General features: G+C 70.3%; 24 protein-coding genes. 10 read left to right on the top strand and 14 right to left on the bottom strand.

The genetic code is table 11. The annotated features are described in order from the left end of the window. Window positions 1–114: 114 nt before the first annotated feature. Genes ACFWXQ_RS02320 through ACFWXQ_RS02300 form a run of 5 tightly spaced genes read left to right on the top strand, consistent with a single transcriptional unit; the run spans window position 115 to window position 4,384 of the window. A complete protein-coding gene (locus tag ACFWXQ_RS02320) occupies window positions 115–1,749 on the top strand; it encodes a sensor histidine kinase (RefSeq protein ID WP_383940890.1) in 1,635 nt (544 codons plus the stop codon). A 5-nt stretch (window positions 1,750–1,754) separates the two neighbouring features. Beyond that, on the top strand, window positions 1,755–2,165 hold the full coding sequence (locus ACFWXQ_RS02315) for a roadblock/LC7 domain-containing protein (RefSeq protein WP_055611716.1): 411 nt from the start codon (window positions 1,755–1,757) through the stop codon (window positions 2,163–2,165). After that, window positions 2,162–2,533 carry a DUF742 domain-containing protein gene (locus ACFWXQ_RS02310; protein ID WP_189844169.1) on the top strand — a complete coding sequence of 124 codons (372 nt, stop codon included), beginning with the start codon at window positions 2,162–2,164 and terminating at the stop codon, window positions 2,531–2,533. Before ACFWXQ_RS02315 ends, ACFWXQ_RS02310 begins: the two co-directional genes overlap by 4 nt. Beyond that, complete coding sequence (locus tag ACFWXQ_RS02305) at window positions 2,514–3,134, top strand: ATP/GTP-binding protein (RefSeq protein ID WP_383940894.1); 621 nt, start codon at window positions 2,514–2,516, stop codon at window positions 3,132–3,134. Before ACFWXQ_RS02310 ends, ACFWXQ_RS02305 begins: the two co-directional genes overlap by 20 nt. Beyond that, entirely contained in the window at window positions 3,131–4,384 is a 1,254-nt protein-coding gene (locus ACFWXQ_RS02300) for a cytochrome P450 (protein WP_383940897.1), read from the top strand. Before ACFWXQ_RS02305 ends, ACFWXQ_RS02300 begins: the two co-directional genes overlap by 4 nt. 112 nt (window positions 4,385–4,496) lie before the next feature. Here ACFWXQ_RS02300 and ACFWXQ_RS02295 read toward each other — a convergent pair whose 3' ends face one another. Continuing rightward, entirely contained in the window at window positions 4,497–5,528 is a 1,032-nt protein-coding gene (locus ACFWXQ_RS02295; protein ID WP_383940899.1) for a 7-epi-alpha-eudesmol synthase, read from the bottom strand. A 357-nt stretch (window positions 5,529–5,885) separates the two neighbouring features. On the opposite strand from ACFWXQ_RS02295, the gene ACFWXQ_RS02290 reads away from it, so the two are divergent. After that, on the top strand, window positions 5,886–6,278 hold the full coding sequence (locus tag ACFWXQ_RS02290; protein ID WP_383940902.1) for a VOC family protein: 393 nt from the start codon (window positions 5,886–5,888) through the stop codon (window positions 6,276–6,278). A gap of 19 nt (window positions 6,279–6,297) precedes the next feature. Here the strand turns inward: ACFWXQ_RS02290 and ACFWXQ_RS02285 are convergent, their stop codons facing one another. The 3 genes from ACFWXQ_RS02285 to ACFWXQ_RS02275 form a co-directional block, all read right to left on the bottom strand. Further along, a complete protein-coding gene (locus tag ACFWXQ_RS02285) occupies window positions 6,298–6,765 on the bottom strand; it encodes a peroxiredoxin (RefSeq protein ID WP_383940904.1) in 468 nt (155 codons plus the stop codon). 72 nt (window positions 6,766–6,837) lie between these two features. After that, entirely contained in the window at window positions 6,838–7,131 is a 294-nt protein-coding gene (locus ACFWXQ_RS02280; protein ID WP_383940907.1) for a DUF4235 domain-containing protein, read from the bottom strand. Between the two features lie 82 nt (window positions 7,132–7,213). Continuing rightward, window positions 7,214–8,230, bottom strand: coding sequence for a glutathione S-transferase family protein (locus ACFWXQ_RS02275; RefSeq protein WP_383940909.1), 1,017 nt, complete (start codon window positions 8,228–8,230; stop codon window positions 7,214–7,216). A 93-nt stretch (window positions 8,231–8,323) separates the two neighbouring features. On the opposite strand from ACFWXQ_RS02275, the gene ACFWXQ_RS02270 reads away from it, so the two are divergent. Further along, entirely contained in the window at window positions 8,324–9,334 is a 1,011-nt protein-coding gene (locus ACFWXQ_RS02270) for a cation diffusion facilitator family transporter (RefSeq protein WP_383940911.1), read from the top strand. A gap of 165 nt (window positions 9,335–9,499) precedes the next feature. On the opposite strand, the gene ACFWXQ_RS02265 is transcribed toward ACFWXQ_RS02270, so the two are convergent. From ACFWXQ_RS02265 to ACFWXQ_RS02250, 4 genes are all read right to left on the bottom strand, one after another. Further along, entirely contained in the window at window positions 9,500–9,949 is a 450-nt protein-coding gene (locus ACFWXQ_RS02265) for a nitroreductase family deazaflavin-dependent oxidoreductase (protein ID WP_383940967.1), read from the bottom strand. A gap of 73 nt (window positions 9,950–10,022) precedes the next feature. Beyond that, window positions 10,023–10,646, bottom strand: coding sequence for a LysE family transporter (locus tag ACFWXQ_RS02260; protein ID WP_383940914.1), 624 nt, complete (start codon window positions 10,644–10,646; stop codon window positions 10,023–10,025). A 157-nt stretch (window positions 10,647–10,803) separates the two neighbouring features. Next, the gene (locus ACFWXQ_RS02255; protein ID WP_383940916.1) at window positions 10,804–12,264 is read right to left on the bottom strand and encodes an aldehyde dehydrogenase family protein; all 1,461 of its coding nucleotides are present in this window, start codon (window positions 12,262–12,264) and stop codon (window positions 10,804–10,806) included. Between the two features lie 124 nt (window positions 12,265–12,388). After that, window positions 12,389–12,961, bottom strand: coding sequence for a TetR/AcrR family transcriptional regulator (locus ACFWXQ_RS02250; RefSeq protein WP_383940919.1), 573 nt, complete (start codon window positions 12,959–12,961; stop codon window positions 12,389–12,391). Between the two features lie 116 nt (window positions 12,962–13,077). Between ACFWXQ_RS02250 and ACFWXQ_RS02245 the strand changes: the two genes are divergently transcribed. Together ACFWXQ_RS02245 and ACFWXQ_RS02240 are read left to right on the top strand one after the other, a co-directional pair. Then, a complete protein-coding gene (locus ACFWXQ_RS02245) occupies window positions 13,078–13,536 on the top strand; it encodes a DUF1348 family protein (protein WP_383940922.1) in 459 nt (152 codons plus the stop codon). A 9-nt stretch (window positions 13,537–13,545) separates the two neighbouring features. Further along, window positions 13,546–14,061 carry a flavoprotein gene (locus ACFWXQ_RS02240; protein ID WP_383940925.1) on the top strand — a complete coding sequence of 172 codons (516 nt, stop codon included), beginning with the start codon at window positions 13,546–13,548 and terminating at the stop codon, window positions 14,059–14,061. A 19-nt stretch (window positions 14,062–14,080) separates the two neighbouring features. On the opposite strand, the gene ACFWXQ_RS02235 is transcribed toward ACFWXQ_RS02240, so the two are convergent. The 6 genes from ACFWXQ_RS02235 to ACFWXQ_RS02210 all read right to left on the bottom strand — a co-directional run bounded on the left by ACFWXQ_RS02235 (window position 14,081) and on the right by ACFWXQ_RS02210 (window position 20,512). Further along, entirely contained in the window at window positions 14,081–15,391 is a 1,311-nt protein-coding gene (locus ACFWXQ_RS02235; protein ID WP_383940928.1) for an alpha-glucosidase/alpha-galactosidase, read from the bottom strand. Then, on the bottom strand, window positions 15,388–16,335 hold the full coding sequence (locus ACFWXQ_RS02230; RefSeq protein ID WP_383940931.1) for a carbohydrate kinase family protein: 948 nt from the start codon (window positions 16,333–16,335) through the stop codon (window positions 15,388–15,390). The genes ACFWXQ_RS02235 and ACFWXQ_RS02230 overlap by 4 nt, the downstream gene beginning before the upstream one ends. A gap of 5 nt (window positions 16,336–16,340) precedes the next feature. Further along, window positions 16,341–17,204 (bottom strand): carbohydrate ABC transporter permease, encoded by an 864-nt coding sequence (locus tag ACFWXQ_RS02225; protein WP_383940970.1) that lies wholly within the window; start codon window positions 17,202–17,204, stop codon window positions 16,341–16,343. 29 nt (window positions 17,205–17,233) lie between these two features. Next, window positions 17,234–18,202, bottom strand: coding sequence for a carbohydrate ABC transporter permease (locus ACFWXQ_RS02220; RefSeq protein ID WP_383940936.1), 969 nt, complete (start codon window positions 18,200–18,202; stop codon window positions 17,234–17,236). A 129-nt stretch (window positions 18,203–18,331) separates the two neighbouring features. Continuing rightward, the gene (locus ACFWXQ_RS02215) at window positions 18,332–19,654 is read right to left on the bottom strand and encodes an ABC transporter substrate-binding protein (protein ID WP_383940940.1); all 1,323 of its coding nucleotides are present in this window, start codon (window positions 19,652–19,654) and stop codon (window positions 18,332–18,334) included. A 12-nt stretch (window positions 19,655–19,666) separates the two neighbouring features. Further along, window positions 19,667–20,512 (bottom strand): endo alpha-1,4 polygalactosaminidase, encoded by an 846-nt coding sequence (locus ACFWXQ_RS02210; protein ID WP_383940943.1) that lies wholly within the window; start codon window positions 20,510–20,512, stop codon window positions 19,667–19,669. Between the two features lie 623 nt (window positions 20,513–21,135). Here ACFWXQ_RS02210 and ACFWXQ_RS02205 point away from each other — a divergent pair. Continuing rightward, complete coding sequence (locus ACFWXQ_RS02205; protein ID WP_383940946.1) at window positions 21,136–22,044, top strand: alpha/beta fold hydrolase; 909 nt, start codon at window positions 21,136–21,138, stop codon at window positions 22,042–22,044. The last annotated feature ends 125 nt before the right edge of the window (window positions 22,045–22,169 follow it).

Raw genomic sequence — 22,169 nt, 5'->3', positions numbered from 1 at the left:
AATCCGTTTGTCGCTCGCTGTCCACGCATGCCCGTCGCGGGGTGGATCACCGCGCGACGAGTGCTGCCCCGAGCTTCTCCCCCCTGTTCGATCGTGTTGCTTCGAAGGATGCAGATGGAACTTGCCACTCCGCCACCGGAGGCGCGGGCACCGGCCGCCTGGTACAGCTGGTGGCTGATGCCCCTGGCCTTAGGCGCTGGAACCGTCGCCGCCGCGGTCGCCGGACCCGACTCGACCCAGATACCCGCGATCGTCTCCGGGGTCGCGGCGACCGCCGCGAGCGCCATCTCCGTACGACTTCTCGTCCGCTCCCAGCTCCAGCTGCGCCGCAGCGCCGGCGAGTTCAGGAACGCGCAGGCCGAACACTCCCAGCAGTGGCAGCAGCACGTGGCGGGTCTGGAGCGCAAGTACGCCGCCGAACGATCCACGTACGACGCGCAGTTGGCCGAGCAGGCCCAGGCCTACGAGGCGCGGATCGCCGAGCAGACACAGGCCTGGCAGGAGCAGCTCGACCGGCAGCTCGCGGCCGTCGCCCAGCTCGCCGACCAGCAACTGCCCGAGGCGCTTGAGCGGCTGCGGGCCGGTGACTCCATCGACGACGTCCTGCCGTCCGTCAACCAGTGCGCCGAGGTCAGCGCCGACCTGCAGGCCCAGCTGCGCAAGGTGCTCAGGACTGCGCTCATCGGCGTGGAGCAGGAGTTCAACCGCTCCACCTCCGCCGAGCAGGCCGTCATCAGCATCGGCAGCCGTATCCACGTACTGACCAGCAAGCTGCGCGGCAGGCTCCACGAGATGCAGGGCGAGCACGGCAGGCTGCCCTCCGTCGCCCAGGGCCTGATGGAGCTCGACCAGCAGCTCGGCCCCGCCGACTCGCTGGCCGCGAGCATCGGCGTGCTCGGCGGCTCGGACCGGCCCGGCCGCCAGTGGCAGGAGCCTCAGCGCCTGCTCAGCGTGGTGCGCGGCGGCATCGGCCGGATCAAGGACTTCGACCGCGTCCAGGTCCAGCACCTGCCCGAACTCGGCGTCGACGGCGGCATGGTGGACCACCTCACGCTGATCTTCGCCCACCTCCTCGACAACGCGGCACGCTACTCGCCGCCCACCGAGCCGGTGATCGTCTCCGGCAAGGAGGTGCCCAACGGTGTCGGCATCGAGATCCAGGACTCCGGCAAGGGCCTGAACGAGGAGAAGAAGCAGGAGGCCCTCCAGTCGCTGGAGGGTGTGGCCCCCGGCCCCGGCCTCGGCGGGGTGTCCGAGGACGCCCACCTCGGTCTGCGCGTGGTGGGAGCCCTGGCCCGCCGGTACGGCATCAGGGTCACCTTCGCGGACTCGCCGTGGCTCGGCACCTCGGTGGTCATCGTGGTACCTCACAAGTACTTCAGCCAGTTGCCCGCCGCCGTCACGGCGCCGGCTCCTGCCGCTGAGGCTTCCGTCGCGCCGGACACCGGTTCGGCCCCGGCCGAGGAATCGGGCCTGGCCGAGGAGCCGGAGGAGACCGGGGACACCACCCCCGGCGGTCTGCCCCGGCGCCGCAGGCGAGCCGAGTCCGAGAGGCCCAAGCCGGTCGCACGGGAGGAAGAGTCCACCGCCACCGCCTCGCACGCGGTGCCGCCGGACGAGTCCTTCACCGGCCTGGCCGCCTTCGCCACGGCCGGACGTGAGCCGGCCGCCGGGCGCGAGCCGGCTGCCGGACACGAGCCGACCGCCGGACGTGAGTCCACAGAGCACCGCACTGAAGAGAGCGACTAGTCCACATGACGCAACAGGGAACCGACGTGAGCTGGGCGCTCCGCGATCTGGTGGAGAGCATCCAGGAGATCCGCTTCGCCCTCGTGGCCTCCAGCGACGGCAAGGCCATCACCTCCTACGGCGCCGACGACCCCGACGACGTGGACCGTTTCGCCGCTGTCGTGGCGGGCCTGCAGGCACTGGCCCAGCCCGTGGCAGAGCAGTTCCCCAAATACGCCGGGCAACTGCGCCTCGCGATGATCGAGGTCGACGGCGGTCACCTCTTCGTGGTGCGCGCCGGCGTGGAGACGTACCTCGGAGTACTCGCCAGGGAGGGGCTCGACCAGGGCCTGCTCGGCCACCAGATGAGGGACCTGGCCCGCAGGATGGGTGAGCTCCTCGGCACCACTCCGCGCCTGGAGGAGCACTCTGGATGAGTGGTCCCCGCCGACCCACGGACCCGTCCGGTCTGGAGCGCTACTACGTCCTCACGGGCGGTCGCAGCGGACCGGGCGGTTCGTCGTCGAGCCTTGACGTGGCGACCCTCATCACCTCCCGTGCCGCGGCCGTCCCCGGTCTGCAGCACGAGCACGAGGAGATCCTCCGGCGCTGCCGCGATCCGCTGTCGGTGGCCGAGCTCGGCGCCCATCTCGGATTGCCCTTCAACATTCTCGCGGTGCTCTTGGCCGATCTGCTGGACGCAGGACGCGTTGAAGCCCGTGACCCCATCCCGGCGTCGAACGCCGGTCGCGGGCCCGACCTCGCGCTCCTTGAGGAGGTACTCAGTGGACTTGAAAGGCTTTGACCATCCCGACCGGTACTCGGCCGACGGCACTCTGCCGGCCGGTGCCCGCTCGGTGAAGGTGATGATCGCCGGCGGATTCGGCACCGGCAAGACCACCATGGTCCGCTCGGTCAGCGACATCAAGCCGCTCACCACCGAGGAGACGCTGACCCAGGCCAGCGCGGACGTCGACAACCTGATCGGGGTGGCGGACAAGCAGGAGACCACCGTCAGCCTCGACTTCGGCAAGATCGGCATCAACGACGAGCTGGTGCTGTATCTGTTCGGCACGCCCGGCCAGGAGCGGTTCTGGTTCCTGTGGAACGGCCTGTTCAAGGGCGCGCTCGGGGCCGTGGTCCTGGTCGACACGCGTCGACTGGCCTCCAGCTTCCGGGCGATCGAGGAGATGGAGCGGCAGAACGTCCCGTTCGTGATCGCCCTCAACGTCTTCCCCGACTCCAAGGACCACCCGGTCGAGGAGATCCGCGACGCGCTGGACATCTCCCCGCACACCCCGATCGTGGCCTGCGACGCCCGCGACCGGGCCTCCAGCCGTGATGTGCTCATCGCGCTGATACGCCACCTCAAGGAACGCTCCGCAGTCGCTCTGGAGTCCCGATGACCGACCAGCCCTTAAACGGTCCCGACGCCCCGCGCGGCTGCCCGGTCGCACACGGCGGGGGAGACGGGCTCACCCGTCTCTACGGGCCCGACGCGGCGACCGACCCGATCGGTATCTACTCGCGCCTGCGAAAGCAGCACGGGCCGGTCGCGCCGGTGCTGCTGGAGGGCGACATCCCGGCGTGGCTGGTCCTCGGCTACCGGGAGAACCGGCGGGTGCTCGACAACCCCCGCCAGTTCAGCCGGGATTCGCGAATCTGGCGGGACTGGAAGGACGGGCGTGTCGAGAGCACCTCGCCACTGATTCCGATGCTCGGGTGGCGGCCCGACTGCGTCTCCCAGGACGGCGAACCGCACCGCCGGCTGCGGGGCGCGGTCACGGACAATCTGCAGGCCGTCTCCAGCCGCGGCATCCGCCGCCATGTCACGCACTTCGCGAACAAGCTGATCGACTCGTTCGCCGGGGCGGGCAGTGCGGACCTGGTGTCCGACTACTCCGAGTATCTGCCGATGCTCGTGCTGACCAGGGTGTTCGGGCTCGCGGAGAGCGAGGGGCGGCAGCTGGCCGAGTCCACGGCGCTGGTCATGAAGGGCGGTGCCGAAGCAGTCGTCCACAACGACCGCATCATGCAGATCCTCGGTGCACTCGCCGAGCGCAAGCGGGTGGAGCCGGGCTCCGACTTCACCACCGGGCTGCTGGAGCACCACGCCGACCTCGACGACGACGAGATACTCAACCATCTGCGTCTGGTGCTGATCACCGCCAACGCCACCACCAGCAATCTGCTGGCCCGGGTGCTCCAACTGGTGCTCACCGACACCAACCGGCTCTCCGGTCTGGTCAGCGGACAGCTCAACATCTCCGCCGTCGTCGAGGAGGTCATGTGGAACACCCCGCCACTGGCCGTCCTGCCGGGGCGGTTCGCCGCGGCCGACCTCGAACTGGGCGGGCACCGGATCCAGGAGGGCGACCTGCTCGTCCTCGGTCTGACCGCCGGCAACATCGACCCGGAGATCCGGCCCGACGTCGGCATCTCCGTGCACGGCAACCAGTCGCATCTCGCGTTCAGCGGGGGGCCGCACGAGTGCCCCGGGCAGAACATCGGGCAGGCCATCATCGAGACGGCCGTCGATGTGCTGCTGCACCGGCTGTCGGGGCTGCGGCTCGCGGTGACGCCGGACGAGCTCACGTCCACGGCTTCGACGTGGGAGGCGAAACTCGACCGGCTTCCGGTCGAGTTCTCGCCGTAGCGCTCCGCTGGGTGGTGGGGGGGCAACTGTTGTGTTTCGGCTGCCGGTTCGATGTGGCTGGGCGCGCAGTTCCCCGCGCCCCTGACGGGGCAGGGGCGCGGGGAACTGTCTTTCAGACCGCCAGTAGGTCGTCCAGGGAGCCCTGGCCCGCCAACTCGGCCCTGGCGGCCGGGGATTCCTTGTCCGCCGCGTAGCGGCCCGAGGTGAGGGCCCATTCGTAGTTGCCGTTTATCCAGTGCTGGATGGCCTCGACGCCCATCCGGACCTTCGCGCGGTCGTCCTCGTCAAGGCCGAGTTCGTCGCACATCTGCGGTACCTGCGCCTCGAGTTCGAGGTATTCGGCAAGGCTGTCCGTGGTCATCCTGACCGCCTCGTCGGCGGCCTCCTGCCAGCCGCAGCGGCGCTCGCGGTGCAGGACGGCTATCAGGTTGTGGCCGTCCCCTCGGCGTTTCTCGCGCTCGAAGGAGTGGATGTCGTTCATGAAGCCGATGGTGTCGGCGGCCAGGTCCCGCATTCTCTCCATCAGCGGATGTGCCTGCACCCCGGCGGGCACCTCGAAGCCGCGGCTGCGCTCACCGGCGTCGATGCTGTGGTGGATGCCGACCGTACGGCGGCGGAACTCGGCGTACTCCTGAAGGTCGAGCGTGCCGGCCAGGCCGCGGGCGGCCAGGTCGACCTCCTCGGTGTGTGCCACGAGGAAACGGCCCCAGGAGGCCGCGAATCGTGTACGCCATGTCAGAGACATGCCATCCGAAAGATGGGCCCAGACCTCCGCCCAGGCCACGGTGATCGGGCACGCCACACGAGGGGTGATGCCCGCCGGCCGCAAGGGGGTGGCGATGAGCTCCCGCGCGACCTCCGCTATACGGTCGGCGCGATCCGGCCTTCCTGAGTCGAACTGGTCGTCGAAAAGGAAGGCGAGCGAGAACCAGTTCATCAGGACGACCATGTCGTCAGCCGAAGCGTGGGGGTAGGTGCGGGCCGCCGCCTGGGGCAGATCCCAGGAGCGGTATTCCTCGAATCCGGCCTGGCTGCGCACCAGGCCCTTGTCCCATACCCAGCGCAGATGGCGGGCCCGGGCGTACTCGAGATGCTCGCTGACGGGGGTGGTGAAGGGGAGGTCGAACCTGACGTCCTGCGGCATTCGCGTCCTCTCTTGAGACGATGCACAGGGCCCCCCATCCCTGTGGGCGGACGTCGAAATTGACGCCCGCTGGCTCGAACTGCGTTTCCCGAGACGAAAGTTGACTCGATTTACGCTACGAGGCTGCCCTGATCGTAAATGATCTATGCCGCGAGCTCGGTGACTTGACCGTGACCTGCGTTACACCACTCCGTGACCTCGGGCATTCGTCGGACTCCGTGGCCGGATGAGCGCGTTCGCCTCCGGCGACGAAGGGCCGTGGGCGCGCGGCCGACTGATTTCCGCAGGCGGGGTACCCGGTCACCGTGGAGCCGTGGGCGGAGCGCCGCTCGTGGTCGGTCGGTGTACGGAGGAAGCATGGCACTGGTAGTGGCTGGCGTCGTGGTGTTGGACTGTGCCGAGCCCGAGAAACTCGCCGCGTTCTACAAGGAGTTCCTCGACGGGGAGGAGACGGAGGCGTCGGCGAACCGTGTGGAGATCAAGGGAGCCGACGGGTTCCGGATCGCGTTCCGGCGGGATGTGAACGCCATCCCGCCGAGCTGGCCGCGTCCCGAGAACTCCCTGCAGGCCCACCTGGACTTCCGCGTGGAGGACCTGGACGAGGCGGAGCGCATTGTCATCGGCCTCGGCGGCCGGCCGCTGGAGTCCAAGGACCCGTCCGGCCCGTTCGAGGAGCGGGGGTACGCCGATCCGGCCGGCCACTCGTTCACCGTACGCAGTAGCCGGGACACCGCTCCCAAGCAGGGCTGAGCGAACCGGGCCTCCGGGCTCAGCCGTTGTGCGTGCGCAGGGCCGCCAGGGCGCGGTCCGCGTGCGCGCTCATCTTGAGCTCGCTGCGCACCACCTCCAGTACCTTCCGGTCCTCGGAGATCACGAAGGTGACCCGCTTCGTGGGCGCCAGCGAGAAGCCCCGCTTCACCCCGAACTGCTCCCGGATAAGCCCCTCCGGGTCGGACAGCAGCGGAAACCCGAGGGTGTGCTTCCCGGCGAACTCCTGCTGGCGCTCGACCGTGTCACCGCTGATCCCCACCGGACGGGCCCCGGCGGCCGTGAACTCGGCGGCCAGATCGCGGAAGTGGCACGCCTCGGCGGTGCAGCCGGCACTCAGCGCCGCAGGATAGAAGAACAGCACGACCGGCCCCTCGCCCAGCAGCTCGGAGAGCTTGCGCGAGGTGCCGGTCTCGTCGAGAAGCTCGAAGTCCTCGACGGTGTCGCCGACCTCTGTCTGGTTCTTCACGATTGCTCCCCTGACTCCCGGCCGGCTCCGGGCCGACTGCGTGGAGGCCAACCGTACTGGACGGTAAGGGAGTTAGTCGCGGCCCCCCTTGTCGCCTGAGGGCCATACTCCGGTCGACCGCTCGATGGCCGTCGCCCCCGTACGGTCCACCGCGCTGCGGACGACCGCGAAGAGCGCGCCCTGGATCGCCGCGGCCAGCAGGATCTCGCCCCAGCCGCGGTCCTTGTCCAACGCGTCGGGCGCGTCCTCCTCGTGGCGTATCGCCTTCCAGGTCGCCTGGAACGCCATGCTCGCGAGGGCCCCGCTCGCCCAGCCGAGCACGAACCCGACCGGCTTGTAGACGAGAGGCAGCTTCTTCTTCTGCATCTGGATCTCCTTCGGCTCATACGTCCCGGCCTCATGGCGAGTGTCCGGTTCAGCGGCACATAAGCAAAGAGCCGGCGGATGTTCAGGGCCTGCCCGCCGCCGGTACCTCCTCGCCCTCGCGCACCGGCCCCGGCGGACTCCCGTCCCCGAAGGGGCGCCCGCCCAGCTCCTCGCGGCCGTGCGAGGTGAGCCAGCCGGACAGGTCCGGCCCGAGCGGCACGATGCCGGTCGGGTTGATGCCCGTGTGAACCTGGTAGTAGTGCCGCTTGATGTGGTCGAAGTCGACCGTGTCCCCGAATCCGGGCGTCTGGTAGAGGTCACGCGTGTACGCCCACAGCACCGCGTCCTCCGTCAGCTTCCGGCGGTTGCACTTGAAGTGGCCGTGATAGACGGCGTCGAAGCGGACCAGCGTGGTGAACAGCCGGATGTCCGCCTCCGTGATCGTGTCCCCGACCAGGTACCGCCGCCCCGCGAGCCGCTCCGACAGCAGCTCCAGCCGCCGGAACACGCCCTCGCAGGCCGCCGCGTACTCATTCTGACCGGTGGCGAACCCGGCCCGGTACACCCCGTTGTTGACGTCCTCGTACACCTCCGCCATGACCTCGTCGATCTCGTCGCGGAGGTCCGCCGGATAGAGATCGGGCGCGCCTTCCCGGTGCAGGGCCGTCCACTCGGTGGCGAGGTCCAGGGTGAGCCGCTGGTAGTCGTTGGTCACCAGACGGCCGGTCGGCACGTCCACGAGCGCGGGCACGCTGACGCCGCCCGGAGCGCCCGGCTCCCGGGCCTCGTACGCCTCGCCGAGATAGCGGATGCCGAGTACGGGGTCCCGGCCGCCGGGGTCCAGGGTGAACCGCCAGCTGCGGTCGTCCTGGATCGGGTCGGCGATCGCCATCGACAGGGCGTCCTCCAGCCCGAGCAGCCGCCGGGAGATCACCGCGCGGCTCGCCCAGGGGCACGCCCGGCTGACGACCAGACGGTAGCGCCCCGCCTCGACCGGCCAGCCGTCCCGGGCATCCGCCGTGACGCGGTCCGCGAAGTGGCTCCTGGACCGCTTGAAGGACTTCTTGCCGTACGCCCTGTTGCCCTCGGTGTCGCTCATGCCTCACTCCTTCCGTGCGTGCGCACTGGGGAGGGTTCCCCGAAAACCGCCGTCGCCCCGTGTGAGGGCCGGTGGGAGGGGCATTCGGCCGAGATGAGTCACAAGCCCTCCACACCGTCCGATCGCAGGACCCGGGTCACCGTGCTGGTGGCGCTGGCCGCGAACCTCGTGATCGCCGTGGCCAAGGCCGTGGGCGGGCTGATCGCGGGATCCCCCGCGCTGCTCTCGGAGGCCGCGCACTCGGTGGCCGACAGTCTGAACGAGGTCTTCCTCCTCGTCGCCCTGCGCCGCAGCCGGCGCCCCGCCGACAGCCGGCACCCGTTCGGCTACGGAAAGGAACGCTTCTTCTGGTCCCTGCTCGCCGCCGTCGGGATCTTCGTGATGGGCGGCTGCTTCTCCTTCCTCCAGGGCTTCGAGGCCCTCGGCAAGGGGAGCACGGAGAGCCACGACGGCTATGTGGTGGGACTGGTCGTCCTCGTCGTCGCCCTGTTCGTCGAGGGCGCGTCCCTGCTGCGGGCGCTCCACCAGGTGCGCAAACAGGGCGGCCTCGCCGCCGGAGTCAGCGACCCGGCCCTGCGAACCGTCATCGCCGAGGACGGCACCGCTGTGCTCGGTGTGACCCTCGCGATCGCCGGGATGGTCCTTCACATGATCACCGGCCGGATCGTCTGGGAGGCGTCGGCGTCGCTCGCCATCGGGGCGCTGCTCGTGTACGTGGCGTACCGGCTGGGCCGTGACGCACGCGACCAGCTGATCGGCCAGGCCACGGATCTGGAGTCGAGCAGCCGTATCCGCGCGCTGCTGGACGCCCAGCCCGAGATCGACTCGGTGGAGTCCCTGCTGACCATGCAGCTCGGCCCCGACTCGACGCTCGTCGCCGCCCGGATCGACCTGGTCCCCGGCCTGGACAGTGAGGAGGTCGAGCTGGTCGCCGAGCGCATCAAGCGGTCCGTCTCCCACACGGTTCCGGAGGCCGACCAGATCTTCCTCGACGTGACGGACGCCGCCATCGCGCGCCGCGCCGCACGGGCCGAGCACGTGGGCTCCGGCACCGGCGCACACGTCGGCGGCCCCGCCGCGACGGGGGAGCGCGGCGGGGCCTGAGCGTCGGGTGCCCGGCGGTCCGGGAATCATGCCAACTTTTTTCGCACGAGTTCCGGGAGCCGCCGCGGAGCCCCTGTCGGGACCAGGACGACGGGCCGTACCGGGACGGTGCCCTGTTACGGCCCACGGTCATGTGCCCGCGCCACGGTCATGTGCCGGCGCCGCTCACTCCCCGGCGGCCGGCTCCAGGACGAAGACCGGTATCTCGCGGTCGGTCTTCTTCTGGTAGTCGGCGTACGCCGGATAGGCCGCGACCGCCCGCTCCCACCACTGGGCCTTCTCCTCGCCGGTCACTTCGCGTGCCGTCATGTCCTGGCGCGTCCCGCCGTCCTGGAGTTCCACCCGGGGATCGGCGACGACGTTGTGGTACCAGACGGGGTGCTTGGGCGCGCCGCCCAGCGAGGCGACGGCGGCGTAGGTGCCGTCGTGCTCCACGCGCATGAGCGGCGTCTTGCGGATCTTCCCGCTCCTGGCGCCCAGGGTGGTCAGCACGATCACCGGCAACCCCGTGTCCAGCAACGTCGTTCCCTCGGTTCCGTTCGAGCTCTCGTACAACTCGACCTGATCACGTACCCACTTGGTGGGGCTGGGTTCGTACTCGCCCTTGAGAGGCATGGCGTCCATCCCATCGATCGTCGTTCGTGCGACTCGTTCCGACTCCCCGTTGAACACGGGGACCCCAGTGATTTCATCCCAGCATGCGTACGGCCAGGGCCAGGATCACGGTGCTGGACACCAGAGTTGTCACCAGCCGCCCCCGCCGGCCCGTCAGAATCCGGCCCAGCAGCGCACCGCCGCCCGCGAGCAGCAGTTGCCAGCCGGCCGACGCGGCGAAGGCGGCGAGGACGAACACCCCCTGTTCCAGGAGGCCGACGGCCTCACCGGCACTGCTGCCCAGCACCAGCGCCGCGAAGTACACGACGGTGGTGGGGTTCAGCATCGTGATGCCGAGCAGGGCCAGGTACGCGCGGCCGGGGCTCACCGGCGTCCGGTCGGAGTGGGTGGCGAGCCGCTCCTCGCGGTACTGGCGGAGCGCGGTGACTCCGCCTCGTACGGCCAGGGCGACGAGCACGAGTCCCGAGGCCCAGCGGAGCGGGACCAGTACGGGCTGGAGGGCGGCGGCGAGGGCGGAGCCGCCGAGCGCGGCCACCAGGGCGTAGAGCCCGTCGGCCGTCGCCACGCCGAGCGCGGCGCAGGCGCCGATCCGCAGTGACGTACGGGCGGTGAGGGAGACGAGGTAGGTCGCGACCGCTCCGACGGGGATGGCGATGCCAAAGCCCGCGAGAAGCCCCGCGACGAGCGCGGCGGTCACGACCGCGGAAGTGAGAGCCTCCGCGGTCGGCCGGACTGCTGCTGGACCCGCACCGGACGAGCGGTGGCGAAGGTCGGCGGCAGAAGGGCTTCGGTCGTGGTCATGGGCAGATGGTGGCGTCGGGACAGCCGCCCGGGCAACTCATTTGTCGGACTGCCTAGAACGGGAAGTGCGCCTGCTGTGTCGCCAGCGTCACCCAGCGCGTGTTGCTGAACGCCTCGATGCCCCAGCGCCCGCCGAAGCGGCCGTATCCGCTGGCCTTGAACCCTCCGAAGGGGGCGTTCGGTTCGTCGGCGACGGACTGGTCGTTGACGTGCACGATGCCGGTACGGATCCGGCGGGCGACCCTGAGCCCGTGGGTGCCGTTCTCGGTGATGATCCCGCAGGTCAGCCCGTGCTCCGTGGCGTTGGCGAAGGTGATCGCCTCGTCGTCGGTGCCGAAGGAGCTGATCACGGCGAGCGGGCCGAACGCCTCCCCGTGGTAGAGGTCGGCGTCCTCGGGCAGGTCGGTCAGCACGGTCGCCGGATGCACGGCGCCCTCGGGTGCGGCTCCGCCGGTCAGTACGGTGGCGCCCTTGGCGACGGCGTCCTCGACGAGCGCGGCGACCCGGCGGGCGGCGTCCGTCGTGACGAGCGGGCCGACGACTGTGTGCGGGTCGGCCGGGTCACCGGAAGCCAGCGACTCGGTCTTCGCGGTGAACTTGGCCGTGAACTCCTCGGCGAGGCTCTCGTGGACGAGGATCCGGTCGGCGGACATACAGATCTGCCCGGAGTTCATGAAGACGGAGAAGACGGCCGCGTCGACCGCGTAGTCGACATCGGCGTCGTCGAGCACGATCACCGAGTTCTTGCCGCCGAGCTCCAGGACCGCGGGCTTCAGATGCCGGGCCGCGTGCACGCCGATGATCCGGCCGACGTCCGTGGAACCGGTGAAGTTGACGGCCCGTACTCGCTCGTCGGCGATCAGGGCCTCGGCCACGGCGGCCGCGTCCTCCGGGGCGTTCGTGATCACGTTCAGGACGCCGTCGGGCAGGCCCGCGTCGCGCAGGACGTCCGCGACGAACAGCCCGCAGGCGATGGGCGCGTCCTCGCTCGGCTTCATCACCACGGTGTTGCCCGCGGCGAGCGGCGCGGCGACCGCCCGGACGCCCAGGATGACCGGGGCGTTCCACGGCGAGAAGGCGGCCACGACACCCACCGGTTCGCGGACCGCGAGCCCCAGCGCGCCCTCCTCCTGCGCGCTGAGCACCTCACCGCGCGGCGCGCTCACCGCGGCGGCGGCCTCGCGGAGGATGTTCGCGGCGAGACCGACGTTGAACATGGCCCAGGGCCGGGTCCCGCCGACCTCGCCCGCCATGATCCGTACGGCCTCGTCGGTGCGGGACTCCAGCAGGTCGGCCGCGGTGAGGAAGATCTTCCGCCGCTGGGCGGGCCCGAGCGCCGCCCAGTCGGCGAAGGCCGCCTCAGCGGCGTCCACGGCCCGGGTGACGTCCTCGACGCCGGCCGCGGCGACCGTGGCGTACACCTGTGAGCTGTAGGGATTCACGTCCTCGGCGGTGCGGCCGGAGGCCGCGGGCAGGTCCTTGCCGCCGATCAGCAGGTCACGATGGAGGGTCATGCGCGGCTCTTCCCGTCGTGCGAGGCGATCCGCCGGGCTCCGAACGGGAGCTGCGGCTTGTTCGCCTGGTGAACAATTCTCCGTTGAATCTTCAATTGGAGTCTGCAACTCGACGGGACGTGAGTCAATGGCCGACGGTCCCGCCGTGTCCCTCCACCAGCATCCGGGCCGCCCGCCCGGCCTGCTCGGCGGGCGTCGAGCCGCTCTGCTCGATACCGGCGGTGACCATGGCACCCTCCGCCAGCAGATACACCTGTTCGGCCAGGTCCGGGGGCAGTCCGGCGTCGCTCACGAGACCGGCCAGATAGTCCTTGAAGGCCCGCTTGTGGGTGCGGACCTGTTCGGTGACCCGATCCGACGTCGCACCGAGCTCCCCGTACGAGTTGATCCAGGCGCAGCCCCGGAAGTCGGGCTCCCGGAACCATTCGCCGAGCCACTCGAAGACCGCGAGGATGCGCCGCACGGGATCCTCGTGCCCGGCCACGTGGTCCGCCAGCCGCTGCCGCCAGCGGATGTCACGCCGCTCCAGATAGGCCACGACCAGCTGCTCCTTGGCGGGAAACAGCTGGTAGAGCCGCTTGAGCGAGACCCCCGACGCGCCACGGATGTCGTCCATGCCGACGGCCTGTATGCCCCGCCCGTAGAACAGGGTTTCCGCCGCGTCCAGGGCCTGACCCCTGGCGACCGCGCTGTCCATGTTTTCGGCCCACTCCTTGGCGTCTTGACGGGAGAACCACCGTTCTCTACGTTAGCAGCCACGCCGGAGAACGCACGTTCTCCCGCTCGTCGCACCGCCATCGAGAGGAAGCCGTCATGACCGACCGCCCGCCGCTGCCGCCCTTCACCCGTGAGACCGCGGCCCAGAAGGTCCAGGCGGCCGAGGACGCCTGGAACACCCGAGATCCCCACAAGGTCTCGCTCGCGTACTCGCAGGACTCGGTCTGGCGCAACCGCGACACCTTCGTCACCGGCCGCGCCCAGATCGTGGAACTGCTCACCGACAAGTGGGCGCGCGAGCAGGAGTACGCGCTGCGCAAGGACCTCTGGGCGTTCGACGGCAACCGCATCGCCGTCCGCTTCCAGTACGAGTGCCGCAACGCCGACGGCCAGTGGTGGCGCTCCTACGGCAACGAGCTGTGGGAGTTCGACGAGCACGGTCTGATGACGCGGCGCGAGGCCAGCATCAACGACGTACCGATCGAGGAGAAGGAACGCCGGATCCACGGCCCGCGTCCGGACGCGGAGCGAGGGGATTCCTTTCCCGTTCAGTAGGGTTCCCGGGTGACCGAACAGGCCCGGAAGCCCTTCCTCTACGTCGTCGTCTGCGCCGCCGGAGTCGCCGAGGGGGTCGAGGAGTTGATCACCCTGGCGCAGGAGCGGAACTGGGAGGTCGGGGTCATCGCGACCCCGACCGCGACGGGCTTCTTCGACATCGCGGCGGTCGAGTCGCGGACCGGCAGGCCGATCCGGTCTGCCTGGCGTGCTCCCGGCGACCCGCGCCCGTTCCCCGACCCGGACGCCGTCGCCGTGGCCCCCGCGACCTTCAACACCATCAACAAATGGGCCGCCGGGATCTCCGACACCCTCGCCCTCGGCACACTCTGCGAGGCGTACGGGATGGGGGTGCCGATCTCCGTACTCCCCTGTGTGAGCGAGGCGTTGACGGCCCACCCCGCGTACCAGGACAGCCTGAAGCGACTGCGCGGGATGGGCGTCCGGTTCGGCGAACACGCCTTCGGCGGCCCGGCGGACCGGGAGTTCCGCTGGGCACAGGCCCTGGACCTCCTGGAGCGCTGACCCGGTCTCGGTCCGGGCGTCAGTGCCCCAGCTCCTCCCGCAACTCCGGCTGCAGCAGCTCCCGATGGGCCCGTACGAGGTCGTCGCACAGGTCCCAGATCCGCTCCACCGGAAGGGCCGCCGCCGTCGCGGGGTCGGCCATCGCTGCGTGGCGGATGTGCCGCGGGTCGCCGTCCGTGGCCGCGCGGACGACCAGGTCGGTGACGGAGACGTACGCGCTGTTGAGCGCCGCGCACTGCGGGGGCAGTGACCCCACACGGGTCGGCTGGACGCCCAACGCGTCGGCCAGGCAAGGTACTTCGACCACGGAGTCGGCGGGCAGGTTGTCGATGAGGCCGCGGTTCGGGACGTTCCCGTAGATCGTGCGCGGAGTCCCCGTGACGACACTGTGGATGACCTGGGGCGCGTACTCCATCGTGCCCTCGACGGGCAGCGGAGCGTTCGCGAGCAGGGCCTGGCGAGTGCGCTCGTAGTCGGCGGTGTTCTCCTCGATGATCCCCAGGTACGCGCCCACCGGCAGCCGGAGACGGTCGATCTCGGTGTCGTGGTGCAGATACCAGGGGACGTACTCGGCGGAGTGCTCGCTCGTCTCGGTGGGGTAGTGGCCCAGCCTGCGGTACATGTCGACCCGTACGCGGCGCAGGAGCCCCGGATCCCTGGCGATCGCGGCGTCGAGGAGCGGGTGGAGGTCGCGGCCGTCGCGCTCGAAACGCAGCACCCAGGCCTGGTGGTTCACCCCGGCGGCCAGATAGGAGACCTCCTCGAAGGGGACGCCCACCAGCTGCGAGAGGTCGTGCATCGTCCAGTACACCGAGTGGCACAGGCCCGTCACCCGCAGGGCCGGTGCGATCCGCGACAGGTACAGGACGTTCATCGCCATCGGGTTGGTGTAGTTCAACAGCAGGGCGTCCGGGCAGAGTTGGGCCATGTCCTCGGCGAGTCCGCGCAGAACCGGGAAGGTGCGCAGGGCGCGGAAGATGCCGCCGATGCCGAGTGTGTCGCCGATGGTCTGGCGCACTCCGTGGCGGGCCGGGACGCCGAAGTCCGTGCGGGTGGCCTTGTTCATGCCGACCTGGACGGTGTTGACCACGAAGTCCGCGCCTTCGAGGGCCGCGCGCCGGTCGAGGTGCGCGGTGATCGCCGGTTTGGCGCCGCGCTCGTCCGCGATGTGGCGGGCGGCTCCCTCCGCGGTGGCCAGCCGTTCCTCGTCGATGTCGTGCAGGGCGATCCGGGCGTGCCCCAGCTCGGGGAAGGCGAACAGGTCGGCCAGGAGGCCCTGCGTGAACACCACGCTGCCGGCTCCCACGAAGGCGATCTTTACCTCGGTCATGTGCGGCTCTCCAGGTCGGTGTGGGCGAGGGCCTCGTGCCACGTCGGCTGCGCCGCCGTACCGCCGTGGCCGCGGGTCGAGAGCGAACCGCAGACGGCGGCCAGCGTGAGCGACGAGCGCAGATCCAGCCCGCGCAGGGTCGCCGTGACGAAACCGGCGTCGAAGCTGTCGCCCGCGCCCACGGTGTCGATCGGCTCGACCGGCACCGCCGCTACGCGCTGGACCCGTGCTCCGTCATGGGCGAGCGCGCCCTCGGAGCCGTCCTTGACGACGATCAGCGGGACGACTTCCGCCAACGCGGCTGCCGCCGACTCCAGTCGGGTCTCGCCGGTGAGCGCGCGGGCCTCGGCGGCGTTCGGCAGCAGGATGTCGGTGAACTCCAGTACGGGGTCGAGCAGTTCGCGGTCCCACCTGCCGTCGGGATCGTCGTTGGTGTCGAGCGAGGTACTCGCCCCGTGGGACCCGGCCCGCGCGAACACGGCTGCCAGGGACCGTGCCAGACGGGGCATCAGGAAGAAGGACCCCGCGTGCACGTGCCGGGTGTCGGCAAGCAGCGCCTCGGGCACGTCCTGCGCACTCGTCGCCGCCAGACAGCCGGGCGAGGTGAGGATGGCCCGGTCGCCGTCCTTGTCGTTGAGCACGACGGTGAGGGGCGTGGGCAGTTGGGGGTCGGTGGTCAGGTGAGTGACGTCGACACCGCGGTCGGTGAGCGCTCCGCGGACGAACGCGCCCGCCGGATCGTCCCCCACCCGCCCGGCGAAGGCCACCCGCAGCCCCAGCCGTGCGGCGCCGCACGCCATGATGGCCGCCGAGCCGCCGAGGACCAGCCCGCCGCGCTCGACGAGTTGTTCACGCTGGCCGAAGGCCATCGCGCGGGGCACCGGACCCACCACGACATCGGGATTGACGTCACCGATCACCAGGAGGTCGAAGGAACGGGACAAGGCGGCTACCCCTTCAGTCCGCTGGATGTGAGCGACTGGACGAACGTCTTCTGCGCCAGCAGGAAAGCCACCAGCACCGGCAGCACCGTGATGACGTTGCCCGCCATCACCGCGGACCACCGTGCGTGGTGCTGCCCCTGGAAGGTGGTCAGGCCCAGTTGGAGCGTGTACTGCGTGTCGTGGTTGATCGCGATGAGCGGCCAGGACAGGTCGTTCCACGTGGTGAGGAAGGTCAGCACCGCGACCGTCGCGAGGGCCGGCCGGGCCAGTGGCATGACGATCGAGAAGAGGACCCGCAATCGAGAACACCCGTCGATCCAGGCGGCCTCCTCGATCTCCCTCGGCAGGGTCAGGAAGAACTGCCGGAACAGGAACACGGCGAAGGGCGTCACCAGCGACGGCACGATCAGCGCACCCAGCGTGTCGATCAGACCGAGCCACTTCATCACCAGGAAGGTCGGGATCATCGTCAGCTGGAACGGGATGACCATGGTCGCCAGCATCAGCCCGAGCAGCACCCGTGACCCCGCGAACCGCATCCGTGCGAACGCGTAGCCGCCGAGCGACCCGAGCAGCAGATTCGACACCACGGCGACCGACGCGACGATCAGCGAGTTCGCGAACCAGCGCGGGAACATCGCGTTGCCCAGCACATACCGGTAGCCGCCCAGATCGATGCCGTCGGGCCACAGCGCCGGCGGAAACCGGTTGATCTCCGCGTTAGTCATCACCGAGCTCAGCAGCAGCCACACAAGCGGCAGCGCGAACGCCAGCGCCAGCGGGGCGAGCAGCAGATGCCAGGGGCTCACCCTGCGCCAACTCACCCTGAGCCAACTCGCCCCGCGCGCGCTCACCTTGAGCGCGTTCATCGGATTGAGCGCACTCGTCGGACGCGTACTCATCGGAGGGCCCCTTCCACGACGCGCCCCTGCCGGCGCCGGACGACACGCAGGGCCACCCCCGCGACCAGCAGGGCGAGCGCGAGGACGTACGCGGCGGCGGCCCCGTATCCGGCCGTGAACATCTGGAACGCCTGCTGCCAGACGAAGTACACGATCACGGTGGTCGAGCCGAGCGGGCCGCCCTTCGTGGTCACGTACACGAGGTCGAAGACCTGGAGTGCGATGATCAGCTGCCACAGCAGCAGGAAGACCGTCACGGGGGTGAGGGCCGGGAGGGTGATGTGCCGCAGTACGCGCCACCGGCCGGCCCCGTCGATGCGGGCGGCCTCGACGAGTTCGCGCGGTACGTCCTGCAGCGCGGCGAGATAGACGACCACGCAGAAGCCGATACCGCTCCACAGCGAGATCAGGACCAGCAGGTAGATGGCCTGGTCGGGGTCGGTCAGGAAGCCCTGCGGCGAGATGCCGAACTTGTGCAGCAGCGAGTTGGCGGCGCCGAACTCCGGATCGAGAATGAAGGAGAACAGCACGCCCTGCGCGGCCGCGGACACCACGAACGGGATGAAGAGCAGGGTCCGGTAGAGGCCGATGAACCGGATACGCCGGTTGAGGGCGAGCGCGAGCGCCAGACCGCCGAGCAGGCTCAGCGGCACGAACAGCGCCGCGTACAGCAGCGTATTGCCCACCGCCGTATGGAAGTTGGGGTCCTGGGCCAGCGCCCGGTAGTTGTCGATGCCCACCCAGCGGCCCGGCGTGACCAGGTCGTCGGCGCGGAACGACAGCAGCAGCGACCAGACGACCGGGACGATGCCCAGGCCCAGGATGACGAGGACCGATGGGGCGATGAACGCCCAGGCGGTGGCCTTCTCCCGCCGGGCGCGCCGCCGCGCACCGCGCCGTGAGACGGCCGGTGCCCGCGGCTGGGACTGCGGCGCGAGGGTGATGGCGCGGGGCAGTGATGTCATGCGGCCTTCCTCCCTTGGTACAGCGCGGGATCAGCACAGGTCGAGCGGTGGATCCGTGAGGTTGCTGGATCTGTGAGGGGTCCGGATCCGTGCGGGTCCGGATCCATGCGGGTCCGGATCCGTGCGGGGTCAGCGCGGAATGAGCAGTGCCGCGTCGGCCTTGTCGGCGCACCGGCGCAGCGCCTTGGCGGGGGAGTCCCTGCCGAGCAGGACGGAGACGATGGCCTCGCCGAGCGCCTGGGAGATCTGCGGGTACGCGGCATGGACGGGCCGGACCCGGGCGGAGTCCAGCGCGTCGGTGAACACCGCGAGTCCGGTGGTCTCCCGGGAGTGCTTGAGCCACTGCGGGCGCCGCTCCGTCGCGGAACCGAGGGGCAGGCTCCCGGCCCGGATGTCCCAGCGAGCGTCCTGCTCGGGCCGCATCATCCACTGGACGAACTCCACGGCTGCCCGCGAGCGCGCGGAGCCGTTGTCGAAGACGGTCCAGGTGTCGGGGCCCGAGATCGTCATCGGCCGCCCGCTGTAGGACGGCAGCGGTACGACGTCGTAGTCCACCTCGGCGTCCAGGATGTCCGGCAGCTGCCAGGGCCCGGTCGGGACCATCGCCATCCGGCCGCCCAGGAACACCTGGTACATCTGCTCGCCGCCGGGCTTCGGATCGACGTACACGCTCTTGTCCTCGACCAGTCGCCGCAGGGTGTCGAGCGCCCGGACACCCTGGCCGGCGAAGCCGATGCTCCTGCCGTCGTCGGCGACGACGTCACCGCCCAGGTCCCAGATCATCGGCCACAGCCGCCAGACCGTGTCCTCGTCACCCGTGCCGGGCCAGCCCGTTCCGAAGACGCCCCCGCCGGAGTCGGTCAACTTGCGTGCCGTGTCGGTGAATTCGTCCCAGGTCCAGCCCGCTTCGGGGAAAGGGATGCCCGCCTGCCGGAACAGCTTCCTGTTGTAGACGACGGCCAGCGAGTCGAGCACCGCGGGAGCGGCCCGCACCCTGCCGTTGACGGTGACCGCCGCGCGCACCGGCGCCCAGAAGCTCTTCCAGGCCGTGGGGCCGCCGCGCATCGCGTCGGTCAGGTCGACGACCCGGGGGCTGCGGGCGATGCTGGCGAGGTCGGAGCCGAAGACGTACGCGATGTCCGGATAGGAGCCGGCGGCCAGCGCTGCCGTCACCTTCTGCAGCATCGCGTCGGAGACGACCCCGCCGCCACCGGCGTCCACCCGGATCCGCGGGTGCGTCCGGTTGAACTCCGTGACCAGCGACTGTATGGCGTCCTTGGCCGTGTCGACCTGGCCGTGCCACAGTTCCACGGTCACTCTTCCATCGGCATCCACGCCGTCGGACGCGCCCTGCGAACAGGCGCCCAGCAGCGGCGCGGCGGCGACAGCGGCAGCTCCTTTGAGCAGGCCGCGGCGCTCAACAGGGCACAACACACCTCGGGTCCGAGTCATCGGGAGCCTCCGTCAGCGGGTCTTGCGGACGTAGTCGGCGCTGTCCGGCGTCGACACCAGCACATCCCGGCGCACGATGCTCAGCCGGTCGCCGAAGCCCGAACGGGCCTTCCTGAAACCGTTGTCGGTGTACTCGATCACGACGACCCGGTCGTCGAACGCCTCGGCGTACTCACCGCACTCGTCGTACTCGCCGCACTCCTCCGCCACCGCGAAGTCGAGCCCCGTACGGGCTCGTTGACCGGCCAGCTCCACGGTGTTCTTCTGCCCGATCGCCAGGCCCCGGGCGTGCGCGTGGTCCGAGAGCAGCTTGATGAAGGCGGTGGCGTCGGCCGCGCTGAGCAGCCCGCGGGAGCGGGTGAAGCTGTCGAAGTTGTCCGGCTCGACGGCGTCGTAGCCCTTGTCCGCGCAGCCGTCGATCCACTCGTTGATCCGGTCCGCGACGCGTTCGCGCTTGGCGGGCGTGCCGATGTCGAGCAGGGCCTCGTCCCAGTCGCCGTCGACGACGACCTTGCCCTTCTTGTCGCGCAGCAGCAGGTCGGCGGGCCAGTCGTCCTGCTCGTCCGGCTGGGCCTGGAACGCGTTGACGTAACAGATGTTGTAGAGACCGCGCGCGGGTTCGGCCTTGCGATCGCGGGCGACGATACGGACGCCGGCGGGCGGGGGATAGGCGCCGCCGATCTGGTAGTCGAAACCCGCGTGCACGGGGGGCAGCCGAACGGCCTTCGGGCTCGGCTTCGTGGATTCGTCCGGGCCCTTGCCGTCCGGATCCGACGAACAGGAAGCCAGTGCGGCGAGGACGATCAGGGCAGCGGTCACCCTGAACACTCCTGCGCGGGCGTCACGCTTGACGGGCATGTCCGCTCCATCAATCGCGAGTACGTCCCCGCCTCGGACCCCGTGACGGTCCTGGCGACTTTGGCCGGACTGAGAACCTTGTCCGATACCGGCTGGGCGCACCTCTGCGTGCCGGGCTGGGGGCCTGGGCACGCCTCGGATCAAACCGTGCGAGTTCTTTCGCGTCAAGTCCGCGCCTGGCTCCGCCTGGGCCGGTGTGTCGTCTGCGGGTGAGTGGGGGCTGATCGCGCAGTTCCCCGCGCCCCTGGGTGGATGGGGGTTGCGGCCGCCTCGTCGCGTACGGCACCCGCCCCGCCAGGGGCGCGAGGAACTGCGCGAGCAACCCCCGACGGCCGACAGTCGACAACGGCCCTGAGCCACCGTTTCTTGGGGGCGCGGGGAACTGCGCGAGCAACCCCCGACGGCCGGCAGCCGACAACGGCCCTGAGCCACCGGCTTTTAAGGGGCGCGGGGAACTGCGCGAGCAACCCACGGCGACCGGCAGCCGACAACGGCCCTGAGCCACCGGCTTTTAAGGGGCGCGGGGAACTGCGCGATCAGCCCCCACCCACCCGCACCCGGCGACGACAAGGCCTGTCACCCCACAGGAACGGCCGACCGGGCACACGTTCTAGTGTTTGATCATGATCCGAGAACACGTCACCCTCGCCGTCCAAGACCACGGCGGCAAGGGCACCCCCCTCCTGCTGCTGCACGGCGCCGGCCGTACTCTCGCGGACTGGGCCGCCGTCGCCCCGCTCCTCGCCCGCCACCACCGGGTGCTGGCCGTGGACCTGAGAGGACACGGGTACTCCCCGGACGGCACGTGGAGCATCCCCGAGGTGCTCGCCGACATCGAGGTGGTCCTGGACACGCACGGCATTCCCGGGGCGCTCCCGGTAGGCCACTCGCTCGGCGGGATGCTCGCCGTCCGGTACGCCCTGGACCACCCGGACGTCACTCCGGGCGCGGTGAACCTGGACGGATTCGGGTGGGGCCGGCCCGGCCAGTACGTCGGCCTCGATCAGGCGTATGTCGACGAACGGCTCACCCAGGTACGGGAGTTGGCCGCGACGGTCGCGGGCCAGGTCGTTCCCCCGGGCGGCCTCAAGGACCTGCTCGCCCAGCAGCGGGCGATGTCCGCGCAACTGGGCATCCCGTACGAGCTGCTGGAAGCGGGCGTCCGTCGCTCCGTCCACGAACGCGCCGACGGACAGCTGGAGTTGCGGCCCGGGCGGGAGCACGCCCTGGAGATGCTGGCCGAGATCGACTCGCTCGACCTCTTCGCGCTCTTCCGCCGCATGGACCGGCCCCTGCTGCTCGGCCGCGCGCTGCGGCCGGTCCCGTCGACCCCGGGCCTCGACTGGTTCGACGAACTGATGGCGGCCTACGCGAAGGGACTCGCCCGGGATCTCGCCGAACTGGCCGACAGCCGTGCCGAGGTGACCGTCGCCGACATCGACGGCACCCACGCGATGCTGCTGGAGAACCCGCGCCCGGTCGCCGACGCGATCCTGGGATTCGCAGCGGGGCTCTCTGTCGGCCGACCGTGAGGCCTGGCCCGGTGAGCGGTGGCTGCCCGTACCCCTGAACACGCCAGACGGGCGCTCGGCCATGGTGCCGTGCCGACAGCACCGGGCTACCGTTCGGTGAGGCCGACGCCAGTGCCTGTACGAGA

The sequence above is a fragment of the Streptomyces sp. NPDC058697 genome, assembly GCF_042715345.1.
Taxonomy (GTDB): Bacteria; Actinomycetota; Actinomycetes; order Streptomycetales; family Streptomycetaceae; genus Streptomyces; species Streptomyces liliifuscus.
This window is presented reverse-complemented; position numbering and strand designations above follow the sequence as displayed.